This is a genomic window from Aquitalea aquatica, assembly GCF_013911085.1.
In the GTDB taxonomy this organism is placed as follows: domain Bacteria; phylum Pseudomonadota; class Gammaproteobacteria; order Burkholderiales; family Chromobacteriaceae; genus Aquitalea; species Aquitalea aquatica.
The window spans coordinates 79,489-93,992 of the sequence record NZ_JACERN010000010.1 but is presented as its reverse complement, the minus strand read 5'-3'; the positions used below and the strand labels follow the sequence as shown (position 1 = coordinate 93,992).

At 61.8% G+C, this 14,504-nt stretch carries 8 protein-coding genes and 1 other RNA gene; 8 read left to right on the top strand and 1 reads right to left on the bottom strand.

Annotation, left to right across the window (positions count from 1 at the left end):
- The first annotated feature begins 35 nt into the window (after window positions 1–35).
- From H2Z84_RS03230 to uriT, 5 genes are all read left to right on the top strand, one after another.
- Window positions 36–1,784 (top strand): autotransporter assembly complex protein TamA, encoded by a 1,749-nt coding sequence (locus tag H2Z84_RS03230; RefSeq protein ID WP_258869273.1) that lies wholly within the window; start codon window positions 36–38, stop codon window positions 1,782–1,784.
- On the top strand, window positions 1,784–5,611 hold the full coding sequence (locus H2Z84_RS03225) for a translocation/assembly module TamB domain-containing protein (protein WP_181834699.1): 3,828 nt from the start codon (window positions 1,784–1,786) through the stop codon (window positions 5,609–5,611). The genes H2Z84_RS03230 and H2Z84_RS03225 overlap by 1 nt, the downstream gene beginning before the upstream one ends.
- 104 nt (window positions 5,612–5,715) lie before the next feature.
- The gene (locus tag H2Z84_RS03220; protein ID WP_181834698.1) at window positions 5,716–6,912 is read left to right on the top strand and encodes a M20 aminoacylase family protein; all 1,197 of its coding nucleotides are present in this window, start codon (window positions 5,716–5,718) and stop codon (window positions 6,910–6,912) included.
- 92 nt (window positions 6,913–7,004) lie between these two features.
- Window positions 7,005–7,949 carry a uridine-preferring nucleoside hydrolase UriH gene (gene uriH, locus H2Z84_RS03215; RefSeq protein WP_181834697.1) on the top strand — a complete coding sequence of 315 codons (945 nt, stop codon included), beginning with the start codon at window positions 7,005–7,007 and terminating at the stop codon, window positions 7,947–7,949.
- Window positions 7,946–9,361: a uridine transporter UriT gene (uriT, locus tag H2Z84_RS03210; RefSeq protein ID WP_181834696.1), complete on the top strand. Its 1,416-nt coding sequence runs from the start codon at window positions 7,946–7,948 to the stop codon at window positions 9,359–9,361. Before uriH ends, uriT begins: the two co-directional genes overlap by 4 nt.
- Here uriT and H2Z84_RS03205 read toward each other — a convergent pair.
- Window positions 9,341–12,511 (bottom strand): bifunctional diguanylate cyclase/phosphodiesterase, encoded by a 3,171-nt coding sequence (locus H2Z84_RS03205; RefSeq protein WP_181834695.1) that lies wholly within the window; start codon window positions 12,509–12,511, stop codon window positions 9,341–9,343. The genes uriT and H2Z84_RS03205 overlap by 21 nt on opposite strands.
- Window positions 12,512–12,616: 105 nt before the next feature.
- On the opposite strand from H2Z84_RS03205, the gene rnpB reads away from it, so the two are divergent.
- From rnpB to H2Z84_RS03190, 3 genes are all read left to right on the top strand, one after another.
- An RNA gene (gene rnpB / locus H2Z84_RS03200) (RNase P RNA component class A) lies at window positions 12,617–12,979 on the top strand.
- Between the two features lie 143 nt (window positions 12,980–13,122).
- Window positions 13,123–14,142 carry a tRNA dihydrouridine synthase DusB gene (gene dusB / locus H2Z84_RS03195; protein WP_181834694.1) on the top strand — a complete coding sequence of 340 codons (1,020 nt, stop codon included), beginning with the start codon at window positions 13,123–13,125 and terminating at the stop codon, window positions 14,140–14,142.
- 93 nt (window positions 14,143–14,235) lie between these two features.
- A complete protein-coding gene (locus tag H2Z84_RS03190; protein WP_045845804.1) occupies window positions 14,236–14,472 on the top strand; it encodes a helix-turn-helix domain-containing protein in 237 nt (78 codons plus the stop codon).
- The last annotated feature ends 32 nt before the right edge of the window (window positions 14,473–14,504 follow it).

The following is a 14,504-nucleotide window of genomic DNA, read 5'->3' as shown; positions in this document are numbered from 1 at the left end:
CGTTACCATCAGTCGGATTCCAGATGAATGTCGACATGTTGCCACGCACCCATCCTCTTGCCTTGTCATCCGCTCTCACCCTCGCCCTGTGCGCTGCGCCGGCGTGGGCCAAGGTGGATTACACCGTCAGTGTGGAAGCACCGGCGGCTCTCGCTACCCTGCTCAATGACCACCTGGAGTTGATCTCCGCCCGCAACGATGCGGATCTGGACGATTTCCAGCTGCAGGCCATCATCAAGGAAACGCCCTCTGCCGCGCAGGCACTGCTGGAAACCGAAGGTTATTTTACTGCCCGCATCCGCGTGGAAGAGCAGGGGGCGCAGCATTATGTGCTCAAGGTGGATGCCGGCGAGCCGGTGATTATCGACGATGTCACCCTGCAACTGAACGGGCCGATTCGCCAACAGGCGGATTATCAGCAAAGGCTGGCCGCCGTGCTGGAGGCCTGGGCCTTGCCGATGGGCGCGCCCTACCGCCAGGATGACTGGAGCAGCAGCAAGCGCGCCATGCTGCGTTTGCTCACCATCGACCGTTTCCCATTGGCCCGCATCATCAAAAGCCAGGCCGACATTGATCCGCAAACCCATCGTGGGCAGTTGCTGGTACAGGTCGACAGCGGGCCGCTGATCCGTTTCGGTCCCACCCATATCAGTGGCAACCAGCGCTATCCGCTGACGGTGGCTACCGGGCTGGCTGATTTCCGCCAGGGTGACCCCTATCAGCAAAAAAAGCTGCTGGATTATCAATCGGCGCTGGAGCAATCACCGCATTATTCCGGCGTGGTGGTCAGCGCCGATATGGCGCGCATCGAGCAGGATCAGGTACCGGTGGAAGTCAGCCTCACCGAATTCCCCAAGCAGAAGCTGGAGTTGGGCCTGACTTACGACTCGGAAGATGGTCCGGGTACGCGTATCGGTTATGACTACTACAATCTGTTCGGCAAGGGCTGGACCGGTTCGGTATTGCTGGACTGGAAAAACAGCGACCGCAATCTCAGCTTCGGCCTGGGCTTTCCGCGCCAGGCCAATGGCTACTCACACTCGATTACCTCCTCGTTCAAGCAAACCGACATCCAGGGTGTGAAAACCACTGCGATAGATGCCGGTGCCTGGCGTATTCGTTCGCATGACAAGATCAATGCCCGCTTCGGGGTGGAGTTCATCCAGGAAAAGGAAACCATCGGCAACACGCCCAGCAACAATACCCGGGCGCTGTTGGGGGCATTTGGCTGGACCCGGCGCGATGTGGATGATCCGCTGCGCCCACGCTCCGGCACGCTGCTCGATGTCTCGCTGTCCAGCACGCTTGGCTCCTTGTTGTCCACCACCAGTTTTGTGCGCGGTTACGCGCGCGGCGTGAGCTACTGGAGCCCCTGGCCCAAGTACGGCACCTTGCTGACCCGGCTGGAGCTGGGGCAGGTGTGGGCCAAGGACAGTGATGAAGTACCATCTTCCCAGCTGTTCCGCGCGGGTGGCTCCAACAGTGTGCGCGGTTACGATTATCAGAGCCTGGGCCTGCCCGGCCCGGATGGTGCGGTGGTGGGTGGACGCGTGGTAGCGACGGCCACGCTGGAATACCAGATTCCGGTGGCCAAGGATTGGGCCATCGCCCTGTTCCACGATGCCGGTAACGCCGCCCAAAGCTGGCAAAGCTTCAAGCTGGAACACGCCAATGGTGTCGGGCTGCGCTGGCTGAGCCCGGTGGCACCCTTGTCGATGGATATTGCCAAGGCTGAGAAAGACGGCAAATTGCGTTGGAATATGAGTTTGGGGCTGGCATTCTGATGAGTGATCACCTGCCTCCCGTCGTACCGGCTCCGCCGGACACCTCCCAGCCCGCCACGCCACCGGCCCGTCCTCGCCGGCGCTGGTGGCGCTATCTCTGCTTGCTACTGGTGCTGGCTCTGCTCAGTGTGTTGGGCTGGCTGACTGGCAATGAGCAAGGTTTTGCCTGGCTGTGCCAGCAGCTACCGGTGCTGACCGGGCAGCAATTGAGCATCGCGCGTAGCGAGGGCTCGCTGTGGTCGGGCTTCACCCTGCACGATATCCGCTGGCGTGCGCAGTACGAGGATGCCGACATCGACCGCCTGCAGCTGCAATGGCAGCCGGCCGCCTTATGGCAGGGCCAGGTGCAGGTACAGGCGCTCAGCATCGGTCATGTGCGACTGACCACGCGTCCCAGCCCAGCCACGCCTGCGGCGGGCGCACCCGCCTCGCTGTCACTGCCGCTGGCCGTGCAAGTGGACAAGCTTAGTCTGGCCAGCCTTACCATGCTGCCAGACGATGTGCGTTTGTACGGCCTGCAGGCGGCTTATCGCTATGACCGGCAGCAGCACAGCTTGCAGCTGCACAGTCTGCAAACTCCCTGGGGCAGTACCAGCGCCACGCTGCAGCTGGCCGACAGCAGCCCCTTTGCCATCCGTGGCCAGCTACAGGGCCAGGGCGAACTGGAACAGATCGCGCTACTGGCTGGCCTGAAGCTGGGCGGTAATCTGCTGCAACTGCAAGTGGATGGTACCGCCAGCGGCAAGGGCATGCTGGCCGAGGCCCATGGGCTGCTGCACCCTTTCGCTTTCAATCCCTATAACCGTTTCAGCCGGCTGGATGTGCGCGTTGGCGGTATCAACCCGCAGGCCATTATGCCGGCCTGGCCCAAGGCCAGGCTGGGTTTTGCTGTCCATGCCGAGCCTGATGGCGGCCCGCGCATCAAGGGTGGGCTATCCCTGCTCAATAGTCAGCCCGGCCCGCTGTCAGCCAGCCAGCTCCCCTTGTCGCTGCTGGTGGGGGAGTTCCGTGCTGACGAAAAAGCACTGCATCTGGACAAGCTGATGGCCCAGCTGGGCGGTGGTCAACTCAACCTCACCGGCAAGGTCGAGCACAACTCGCTGGACATCGTGGCGTTGCTGGACAATATCGGCCTGCGTACCCTGCATGAGGCTGCGCCGGATGATGTCATCAAGGGAACGGCGCGGGTGGCCGGAGCGCTGAGCGGACCCGACATCAAGGCCAGCTTGTATGGCAAGACCCTGCAATTGCAGACGGCCCTGGGCTTTCAGCAGGCAGCGGCCGGCAAGGTGCTGCTGTTGCGTCAGCTGGACCTGACTGCCGGTGCCGGCAAAGTATCGCTGAGTGGTCAGCTGGGGCTGGAGGGACGGCAGGAGTACCAGCTGGAAGGCAAGCTGCTCAAGGCTGATCCCTCTCGCTTGCAAGCCGGTTTGCCGGCTGGCGAGCTGAATGCTGCCATCAAGGCCACTGGCCAGTTGGTGGCACCACTCAGTGGCAAGGTGGGCCTGCAGTTCGCTCCTAGCCGGCTGTCTGGTGCTGCGCTGTCCGGCCAGCTCAGTGCCGACTGGCAGGGACAGCGTTTACGCCAGCTGGTGGCCGATCTCAGGCTGGCCAGCAACCGCTTGCAAGCCAATGGTGCTTATGGCGCCGCTGGCGACAAACTCAAACTGTTGATCGATGCCCCCAATCTGTCGCTGCTGGGACGGGATTTCTCCGGCGTGATCAAGGGTCAGGCCGAACTAGCCGGTACCCCCAAAGTGCCGCTGCTCAGCGCCAGCCTGCGCGCCGAGCGGCTGCGCCTGCCCGGCAATCTGGCGGTACAGAGCCTGAGCCTGGACGGGGATATCAAGGCTGACCCCAGCAGTCCTTTCCGCTTGCAATTGGCAGCCGACAAGCTGCAGGCCGGCAGCTTCAGTGCCGAGCAATTGCGGGCGCAGGGCAGTGGTACCCGCACCCGCCATCGCTTGCAATTGGATGGCCGACTGCGGCTGGATGGCCGCCCCTATGGCTTACAGCTGGCGGCCAGTGGTGGTCTGCCGGTTAATAGCGGCCAGTGGCAAGGTGTGCTGGAACGTTTGGAACTGACGGGCAAGCCCGGACTGAGCCTGCTGTCACCGCTAGCGCTGGAAGCTGGCGCTGCACGTATCAAACTGGGTAGTACCCGGCTGGCGCTACTGGGTGGCAGCCTGAGCCTGAGCGAGCTGACCCGCACCAGCGACGGTGTCTTGAGCACGCGAGGGCATGCCGAAAGCTTGCGGCTGGCCGAACTGGCCCCGCTGCTACATTTGCCGGTAGAGCAGAATCTGCTGCTGGATAGCGGCTGGGACCTGAAGCTGAACGGTAACCGGCCGCAAGGTCAGTTCTGGCTGAAACGCGTAGCTGGCGATATCAGCCTGCCGGCCGAGGCCGGACGTCCTGCCGCACTGGGCCTGAAGGCCGCGCAGCTCAGGCTGCGTTTTGACGGTGGCAGCCTGTTGTTCGATACCGACATCGACAGCCGCTATGCCCAGCTGACAGGCAAGGGCAGCCTGCCATGGAACGGCGGGGTCATCGACAGCCGCACCCCGCTGTCGGCCACCGCCTCGGTATCGCTACCGTCATTGGCCAACCTGGCGCAGCTGTCTTCGCCCTCGCTCGAACTGGCCGGCCAGCTATCGGCCAATTTATCACTGACCGGGCCACTGGGGCAGTTGCAGGCTCAGGGCTTGATCCAGGGCAGCAAGCTGCTGCTGGCCGACCACAAAACCGGTATCCGGCTGGGGGATGGTGTGTTGCAGGCCAGAATGAGTGGCCGTAGCCTGATCCTGGACAAACTGCGCTTTGCCGGTGGTCAGGGCGAAGTCAGTGCCAGCGGCAGCCTGGACCTGAAAGAAGCCGGCCCGGATGCCATGGTGAGGGTCACCCTGAACAAGTTCAGTGTGTTCGATAAGCCCAGCCGCAAATTGGTGGTATCCGGCAGCACTGAACTGAGCATGGTGGACCGGAAAATTTCGCTGATTGGCCGTATCCGTGCCGATCAGGGCCGTATCGACCTGCCCAAGACCGGAGCGCCCAGCCTCAGCGACGACGTGGTGGTGAAGGGGCGCGAGACTGCCGAGCCTTCAGCCTTTGCCAGCCTGCCGCTCACCGTGGCGCTGGATCTCGACCTGGGCGAGCGTTTCCGCCTGGTTGGTCAGGGGCTGGATGTAGAGCTGACCGGCGTGGTCAAGGTCAGCGCCAATCCGGGCATGCCCCCGGGGGCGCGTGGTCAGGTTCGAGTGGTCAAGGGCCGTTACAAGGCGTATGGCCAGGATCTGGACATCGAGCAGGGCATCATCAGCTTTGTCGGCCCGCTGGACAATCCGGTGCTGAATGTTGTGGCCAAACGTCACCTGTCCCCGGTGGGGGCTGGTGTAGAGGTCACTGGCAGCGTGGCCGCGCCGCGCATCCGGCTGGTGGCCGACGAGTCGATGTCGGAAAAGGACAAGCTGTCCTGGCTGGTGCTGGGCCATGCCGCCAGTGGTGATCGCGACGATGCTGCGCTGGCGGCTTCCGCCGGCATGATGCTGGCCGGTTCCATCAATGATCAGGTTGGCCTGTTTGATGAGCTGGGTCTGGCCAGCCGCAAGGAAAGAACCCTGGCTAATGGTACGGTAAGCCCGGCCGAGCAGGTGGTGACGGTGGGGCGCCAGCTCACCCGCGAACTCTACCTGGGCTACGAATATGGCGTGACCAGCGCGGATCAGGCGGTCAAGCTGGCCTACCAGCTGAGCAAGGGCTGGTCCATGGTCTTGCGTGCCGGCACCAATACCTCGGTGGAGTCGCGCTACACCCTGCGTTTCGATTAGAGCCCCACTCCTGGCGGGCAAGCCTGCACTTTGTCCCGGTATCGCCTGCCAGGGGTTTTCTCCCAGTCTTTGCAGTCCTGTTCCTGATTGCGGAGACTGTTTCCATGCATAGCGCCATCCTGCCCGGCATCCTGCGTATCAACGATGAAATGGTGGCCCTGCGCCGCCAGTTGCATGCCCATCCCGAACTGGGTTTCGAGGAATTCAATACCCGGCGGCTGGTGATGGAAAAGCTGCAGGGCTGGGGCTACCAGCTTACCGAGGGAATTGGCGGTACCGGGGTGGTGGCGACACTGCATTGTGGTCGCGGGCCGACCATCGGTCTGCGGGCCGATATGGACGCCCTGCCCATCCAGGAGGAAACCGGCCTGCCCTGGGCCAGTCGCATCGATGGCAAGATGCATGCCTGCGGCCACGATGGCCACACCGCCATCCTGCTGGCCGCCGCTTGCGAGTTGGCACACAGCCGGCGTTTTGCCGGCACCCTGCACCTGATTTTCCAGCCGGCCGAAGAGGGGCATGGCGGCTCTGGTGCCCAGCGCATGCTGGATGACGGATTGTTTCAGCGCTTTCCCTGCGATGCCATCTTCGCCCTGCACAATATGCCGGGCATCCCGCTGGGCAAGCTGGGTTTCCGTGCCGGTGCCTTCATGGCCTCCACCGATACCATCACCATTCTGATCCATGGCACGGGTGGCCATGGCGCGATGCCACAACGCGCGGTAGATCCGGTGGTGGTGGCTGCGTCGCTGGTACTGGCACTGCAAACCATCGTCTCACGCAATGTGCCACCGCTGGAAACCGCCGTGCTCACCGTGGGCGCCATCCTGGCTGGCGATGCTGCCAACGTGATTCCGGCCAGTGCCGAATTGCGCCTCACCGTACGTGCGCTGAACCCGGCCGTGCGCGATCTGCTGCACCAGCGCATCCACCAACTGGCCGAGCAGCATGCCGCTGGCTTCGGCGCACAGGCGGAAGTGCTGTTTCAGCACGGCTATCCGGTACTGGTCAACGATGATGTCATCACCCAGCAGGCCATGTTGCTGGCGAGCGAGTGGCTGGGTGAAAACAATGTCATCCGGGATCTGGAGCCGCTGACCGGTAGCGAGGATTTTGCTTACTGGCTGGAGCAAATACCTGGCTGCTACTTCATCGTCGGCAATGGCGATGGTGATGGCGGCTGCATGGTGCACAACCCCGGCTATGACTTCAACGACCAGGCTTTGCCGCTAGCCGCCAGTTTCTGGGTGCGGTTGGTGGAACACTGGCTGGGGCCGGCCACGGCCGCCACAGCTGATTGAGCGCGGAAACTGGCGTTTGCGCCAGCATCCACCCTCGTTGCCAGCGGTTCACAATGGCAGCCCTGTCTCAATCGCCCGCTTAAGGACACTCCATGCCCCGCAAGATCATCCTCGATTGCGATCCCGGCCACGACGATGCCATCGCCATGCTGCTGGCCCATGGCAGCCCGGCCATCGAACTGTTGGCCATCACCACGGTGGCTGGTAATCAGACGCTGGAAAAAGTGACGCGCAATGCACTGGCTGTGGCTGAACTGGCCGGTATTCATGTCCCCATTGCCGCTGGCTGCCCACGCCCACTGGTGCGGGAAATCGAAGTGGCACCCTCCATTCACGGCGATAGCGGCATGGATGGCCCGCAGTTGCCGGAGCCACGACGCCAGCTGGATCCGCGCCACGCAGTGGACCTGATCATCGAGCTGATCATGCAGCACCCACCGGGCGAGATCACGCTGGTGCCCACCGGCGCGCTGAGCAATATCGCGCTGGCGGTACGCAAGGAGCCACGCATCGCCAGCCGGGTGCGCGAGGTGGTGTTGATGGGTGGTGGCTACCATACCGGTAACTGGAGCGCGGTGGCCGAATTCAATATCAAGATCGATCCCGAGGCTGCCCACATCGTGTTCAACACTCCTTGGCCGCTTACCATGGTAGGGCTGGACCTGACCCACCAGGCGCTTGCCACACCGGAGGTACAGGCGCGCATTGCTGCGCTGCAGACGGCCCCGGCCCGCTTCGTGCAGGAACTACTGGCCTTCTTTGGCGAAACCTACCTCCGTGAACAGGGCTTTGCCTCTCCGCCGGTACACGACCCCTGTGCGGTGGCCTATGTCATCGACTCGCAGGTGATGACAGTACGCAAGGCACAGCTGGATGTGGAATTGCACGGCACGCTGACGCTGGGCATGACCGTGGCCGATTTTCGTGCGCCGCCGCCAGCAGACTGCCATACCCAGGTCGCGGTACAGCTGGATCATAACTATTTCTGGCAGATGATCATCGATGCCCTGCAGCACATCGCGGCGAAGCAGTCATGAGCCAGCCTGCTCCTTCCACTACCAGCCTGATGACGGCGCTGCTGGCTGCCTGTGTCGCCTTCCAACTCAATGCCAGCATGCTCAGTCCGGTGCTGGTGACCATCGCCCGCGAATTGCAGGCCAGTGACGCGGCAGTGGGCATGTCGCAGACGGCCTTTTTCACTGCGGCGGCCTTGTTTTCGCTGTTCCTGCCCCGTCTGGGCGACATGCTGGGCCGTCGGCGGGTGTTATTGGGCATGTTGTTGATCATGCTGGGTGGTAGCGTACTGGCGGCACTGGCTCCTTCCATCGCGGTACTGCAACTGGCCCGGCTGATCCAGGGGGTATCCGGCCCGGTGGTGCCCATCTGTTTGCTGATGTTGCACCATCAGATAGCGGAGCCTAAGCGTTACGGCCTGCTGATGGGCGTGATCACGGCAGTCAATGGTGGCATCGCCGGCATCGATGCCATTGCCGGAGGGCTGCTGGCGACCCACTTCGGTTTTCGGGCGGTATTCTGGTGTATTGCCATCGTGGCCGCCGTGGCCTGTGTGCTGGTTGCCAGATGTGCGCCAGAGTCACGCCCGTCGGTTGGGGCGGCCATGGACTGGCCCGGTGTGGGGTGGCTGGTGTTGACGCTGGCCAGCCTGCTGTGGGCGCTGAATCTGGCGGCCGCGGCTGGCCCTGCCCAGTGGGGTGGCATCGGTGGCATGGTCTTGCTGGCGCTAGTGGCTTTTGCCCTGTTCCTGCGCCGGCAGCAGCACAGTCCGCAGCCGCTGGTGGCCCTGGATATCCTGCGCCAGCGCAGCACCTGGGCCTTGCTGCTGACCACGATACTGACCATGAGCGGCGTGTTCGCCATCATCAATGGCCTGGTGATGGCGCATGCCCAGCAAACGGGCAGTGGTTTTGGTCTGGCGGCGGATCATGCTTCCTGGTTGTTGCTGACCCCCTATGCGCTGGTGGGCTGGCTGGTGGGGCCATGGGCCGGGCGGCTGGCGCCGCAATGGGGCTATGGCCGGGTATTGCGGCTGGGCTTGGCCGGCAGCATGCTTGCCATCGTGCTGATGCTGGTTTTTGGCCTGTACAGCCTGTGGTGGATGGTGCTTGCCTGCGTGCTGGCCGGCGTGGCTTATGCCGGTACGGCCAACATCATGCTGAATGGCCTGGGCGTGGTGCTGTCGCCTCCGCAATATCCGGGGCTGTTGCCCGGCCTGAATGCGGGTGCCTTCAATCTGGGAGCCGGGCTCAGCTTCGCCGTGCTGCCAGCGCTGCCGGCTTGGCTGCCGGGCGTTCCCGCCGCATCCAGTGGCATGCTGGTTGGCTTGTGCATCGTGGGGCTGGCCTGGCTGACTTCGCTGCTGATACCGCGTCCGCATAAGGCCGAGCTGACGACAACTGCCAGGCGCATGTCAGCTGACCAGCTCGCCTAGCTGACGTGCAATGGAGTTGGCATCCTGTGGCTTGCCCAGCAGATAACCCTGGATGCCGCTGCAACCCAGTTGGCGCAGGAAGTCGCACTGCTCCATGGTTTCCACGCCTTCGGCCAGGGTGCTCATGCCAAGGGCCCGTGCCAGATGAATGATGGCGGACACAATGGCGGCGTCTTCGCTGTCGCCGGGCAGGTCGCTGACAAAGGAGCGGTCGATCTTGATGGTGTCTGGGGCAAAGCGCTTGAGGTAGGCCAGGCTGGAGTAGCCGGTGCCAAAATCGTCGACCGATAGCCGCACCCCCATGGCCTTGATGATGGCCAGTTGGCGCGATGCCAGGTCTGCATCTTCCATCAATGTGCTTTCGGTAACCTCGATTTCCAGGCAATGACCGGGCAGCCCGCTTTCTTGCAGGGCATCCCGCACTTCGTCGGTGAAGTCCAGCCGTGCCAGCTGGCGAGCCGACACATTGACGGCGATCTTGGGCAGCTGCAGGCCTTGTGCGCGCCAGCGTGCCATCTGCAGGCAGGCTTCTCGCAAGACCCAGCGTCCCAGTGGCACGATCAGGCCGCTGTCTTCTGCAATGGGGATAAAGCGACTGGGCATGATCAGCCCCTCTGTCGGGTCCTGCCAGCGTAGCAATACCTCGCAGCCGATCAGCGCCTGGCTGTTGATGTCGTGTTGTGGCTGGAACAACAGGAACAGCTCATCCTGCTCCAGCGCCCGGCGCAGCCGGTTTTCCAGTTGCAGTCGGTCCGCTACCTGGGTATTCATTTCGCGGGTATAGAAGCGGAAGGTATTCCGGCCATGGGCCTTGGCGTGGTACATCGCCAGGTCGGCATTCATCAGCAGGGTCTGGATGTCGTTGCCATCACCCGGCAGCAGGCTGATGCCGATGCTGCATCCCACCACCAGTGCATTGTCATCAATATCAAATGGTGCCTGCATGGCGCGCAGGATGCGTTCGGCAACCTGCGCGGCTTCGTCTGGCTGGGCAATGGCCGGCAGGATGAGTACGAACTCGTCGCCACCGGTACGGCCCACGGTGTCCAGCTCACGCACTGCACCGCACAGCCGGCTGGCTACCTGCTTGAGCAGTTCGTCGCCGCTGTTGTGGCCCAGGGTGTCGTTGATGTTCTTGAAGTGATCCAGGTCGACAAACAGTACCGCCAGCTGGCCGCCATGGCGTTCCGCCAGGCGGATGGCTTGCTGCAGGCGGTCGTTGACCAGGATGCGATTGGGCAGGTCGGTCAGCGCATCGTATTCCGCCAGATGCTGGATGCGTGCCTCGTGTTCCTTGCGTTCCGAGATGTCGGTAAATAGCGCCACGTGGTGGGTGATCTGGCCCTGTTCGTCGGTCAGTACACTGATATTCAGCCACTCGGGAAAGGCTTCACCGTTTTTGCGACGGTTCCAGATTTCCCCGGACCACTGGCCACGCTTGTCCAGGCTTTCCCACATGCGGCTATAGAAATCGGCATCGTGTTGGCCAGAAGCCAGCAGGGCAGGGGTCAGTCCCAATACCTCCTGCTCGGCAAAGCCGGTAATCAGGCTGAAGGCACGGTTGACTGCCAGGATATGGTTGTCGGCATCGGTGATCAGGATGGCTTCATTGCTGGATTCGAATACCTTGGCTGCCAGCCGCTGCTGCCGGTCGGCGTGATGGCGTGGGGTGATGTCGCGGGCGGTGGCACACAGATAACTGTCACCGTGGTAGTCGATGCCGGTGAGGGTGACCTCCAGATGCAGATGCCCCTGGCAGCATTCCAGCCGTGTTTCAAAGGTGTGTGGCAGGCTGACGCCGGTCGGGGCAAACAGCTGTTTTTTCAGTCGCTGCTGTCCTTCTGCTTCGGCCCCCAGGCAATCCAGTGCGGCGCGGTTGGCATAGACCAGCCTGCCATCGGCCGCTTGCAGTGCGACCAGGTCGGTAGCGTGGTCGATCATGAAATGGCTGAGTTTCAACTCGCGGGTACTGGCTTCCAGCTCGGCATGGCTTTGACGCAAGTCCTGCTGATAGCGTGCCACCAGCGCATCCATCCAGCGCACGAAGAACCAGGAAAACAGCGCTGCACTGGCCATGGCCAGCAGCGTCATCAGCAGAGTGGTATTGATACGGCGCAGCAATTGCTGGTCCAGCTGTTCGCGCGCCTGTACGCTGCCATCGCGGATGGACTGGATATGCATGGCCGTCACCAGCGTCCACTCCCAGCCCGGCAAGTGGCGGGCATAGGCCAGGTGAGCGACCGGATTGGCATTGCCGGCCTCACGCACGGTGTATTCCATGAAGCCGCCGCGATTGCCCAGTTGCAGTACTTCCAGCACCCGCTTGCGCAGTTCGGGTGGCAGCGCCAGGTAATGCTTGCCCTGCAAGGCAGGTTCGGCGGGATAAAACTGTAATACCCCCTGGTTGTCCACCAGCATGAAATCGTCACCATCACGGCCCATGTGCATGCGGGAGAGCAGGGTGATGGCCCGTTGCTGCAGGCTGGCCTCGACATTGGCAATGTACTCGCCGCTGCCAATGACCCAGCGATAGGGCTTGAACTGGCGCGAATACGCCACTTTTTCCGACATGCTGTGGCTGCCCGGCAAATACCAGCGATAAGCGGTAAAACCTCGCTGCTCCGGGTTGCTGACCGATTCGATCAGCGCTTGCATGATGTAGCGGCCATGGTCGTCACGGTTATCCAGCAGCGAGCTGCCTTCGCGTTCCGGCGCGGTGGGCAGCAACACGCAGCGCCCGTCCATGGTGTCGATGAAGAAATAGCCACGACCTTCGAAAAAGCGCAGCGGGCGCAGCGCCTCGACAATCAGTGCCTTGACCCGCGCCTCCGGCAAGCGCTGGTGTTCGCGTTGCCAGATGCCTTCGGCCACATGGTAGGCCTGGTCGACCTGTTCTTTCAGTTGCTGCTTGAGGGTGTCGGTGGAGTGGTCGCGCAAAGCCAGCAGGGTCAGGGTGGTGTGATCACCAGAGGATTGCAGGTAATCGCGGGCATGCTGGTAGGCATCGCCTTCGATCTGTTGCTGGCGGGAATGGAAGTCTGTCCAGCTGGTCAGCAGGAAATAGCCTGCCAGCGTTAATGCCAGCAAGAAAATGATGACCAGCGTGCCAAGCAGCTGCAAGCGCGACAGCCTGGCTTGATTCAGCTCCATTCTTAAACGAACCCCGCAGAAATGACCCGCTAGTATAAATGAATGCTATTTGGCTGCAGGAAAAAATGCCGCGTGTTTGATCTGCTTCGGGTAAACTGTCGGCTGGAAGTCAGACAGACAGTCGCCGCGTCGCTGCGCAAGCAGGGGCGGGGAGGAAAGTCCGGGCTCCGTAGAGCATGATGCCGGCTAACGGCCGGGCGCCGTGAGGCGACGGAAAGTGGAACAGAGAGCTGAACCGCCGATGGCTGACTTGTCAGCACAGGTAAGGGTGAAAAGGTGCGGTAAGAGCGCACCGCGGACGTGGCGACACGGACGGCAGGCTAAACCCCATCAGGAGCAAGACCAAATAGGGGGGCGTTAACGTGGCTCGCGTTGTCCCCGGGTAGGTTGCTTGAGACTGTCGGTAACGGCAGTACTAGAGGAATGACTGTCCAACGACAGAACCCGGCTTATCGGCTGACTTCCAATCCCCACCCCTCCAGCAGTACCCGACTGTACCATTTCTTCTCGCTATCGACCTTGCTCAAAAAATAAGCAAAAAGGTTTTTACTGCTCAAAAAAAAAGCATTACAATGGCCGCCCTTTTGCTTGTTTGACCGCAGAAAACCCTGATGCGCATTGGTCCTTATACCCTGAAAAACCGGCTGATCGTGGCACCCATGGCCGGTGTGACGGACAGACCGTTTCGCATGCTGTGCAAGAAAATGGGCGCAGCCATGGCGGTGTCGGAGATGATTACCTCCAACAAATCGCTGTGGGCTACCGCCAAGACCTTGCGCCGGGCTGATCATGCCGGCGAGGTGGAGCCGATTTCGGTGCAGATCGCCGGTTCGGACCCGCAGCAGATGGCCGAGGCCGCACGCATCAATGTCGAGCAGGGTGCGCAGATCATCGACATCAATATGGGTTGTCCGGCCAAGAAGGTATGCAATGTGGCGGCGGGTTCCGCCCTGCTGCGCGACGAAGCGTTGGTCGGGCGCATTCTGGAAGCCGTTGTCCGCGCGGTAGATGTGCCGGTTACGCTGAAAACCCGCACCGGCTGGAGTCCCGAGCACCGCAATGCCCTACGGGTGGCCAAACTGGCGGAAGACTGCGGCATTGCCGCGCTGGCCTTGCATGGCCGCACCCGTGAAGACATGTACCGGGGGGACGCCGAATACGACACCATCCGTGCGGTGAAAGCCAGCATCGGTATTCCGCTGATTGCCAACGGAGATATCGATACGCCGCACAAGGCGCAGCAGGTATTGCAGTACACCGGAGCTGACGCGGTGATGATAGGCCGGGCAGCACAAGGCCGGCCGTGGATTTTTCGCGAGATACAGCATTTTCTCGACACCGGCGCGCTGTTGCCGCCGCCGCAGGTCAGTGAAATCAGCCAGATCATGCTGGAACATCTGGATGATTTGTATGGTTTTTATGGCGAATACTCCGGCTGTCGTATCGCGCGCAAGCATATTGCCTGGTACACCAGGGGGCTGAGGGGCTCCAACGAGTTTCGCCAGGCGATGTATCAGCTGGAAGACACGACGACGCAACGACAGGCCGTGGCCGGCTATTTTGATCAGTTGGCCGCGCAATCGGAGCGGCTGGAATATGACTCCCTGCCGGAGGCGTCGCTGCCGGTCTAGCGGGCAGGGAAGTACGGCGGTAAAGGTGCCCGGGGCCGACATCGGGGCGAAGCAGCAGTGTTCACACGAAATGCTGAAGACAGAACAATAAACATGCAAAACAACGAACATATTTCCCAGTCGGTACGACTGGCGATGGAACAATATTTCCGTGATCTGGACGGCGAGATACCTGCCTCCATCTACGACATGGTGCTGGCCTGCGTGGAAAAGCCACTGATAGAGGTGGTGCTGACACACACCCAGGGCAACCAGACTCGGGCAGCCGAGTTGTTGGGGCTCAATCGCAATACCCTGCGTAAAAAAATGAAGTCGTATGATTTGATATGAAGATAAACCGGCCATACCCCATACAGGATGGC

What these genes read in the sequence shown, in the direction of transcription:
- H2Z84_RS03225 (WP_181834699.1), top strand. Translation starts at nt 1,784, where the DNA reads ATGAGTGATCACCTGCCTCCCGTCGTACCGGCTCCGCCGGACACCTCC.
- uriT (WP_181834696.1), top strand. Translation starts at nt 7,946, where the DNA reads ATGAGCCAGCCTGCTCCTTCCACTACCAGCCTGATGACGGCGCTGCTG.
- uriH (WP_181834697.1), top strand. Translation starts at nt 7,005, where the DNA reads ATGCCCCGCAAGATCATCCTCGATTGCGATCCCGGCCACGACGATGCC.
- H2Z84_RS03205 (WP_181834695.1), bottom strand. Translation starts at nt 12,511, where the DNA reads ATGGAGCTGAATCAAGCCAGGCTGTCGCGCTTGCAGCTGCTTGGCACG.
- H2Z84_RS03220 (WP_181834698.1), top strand. Translation starts at nt 5,716, where the DNA reads ATGCATAGCGCCATCCTGCCCGGCATCCTGCGTATCAACGATGAAATG.
- H2Z84_RS03230 (WP_258869273.1), top strand. Translation starts at nt 36, where the DNA reads ATGTTGCCACGCACCCATCCTCTTGCCTTGTCATCCGCTCTCACCCTC.
- H2Z84_RS03190 (WP_045845804.1), top strand. Translation starts at nt 14,236, where the DNA reads ATGCAAAACAACGAACATATTTCCCAGTCGGTACGACTGGCGATGGAA.
- dusB (WP_181834694.1), top strand. Translation starts at nt 13,123, where the DNA reads ATGCGCATTGGTCCTTATACCCTGAAAAACCGGCTGATCGTGGCACCC.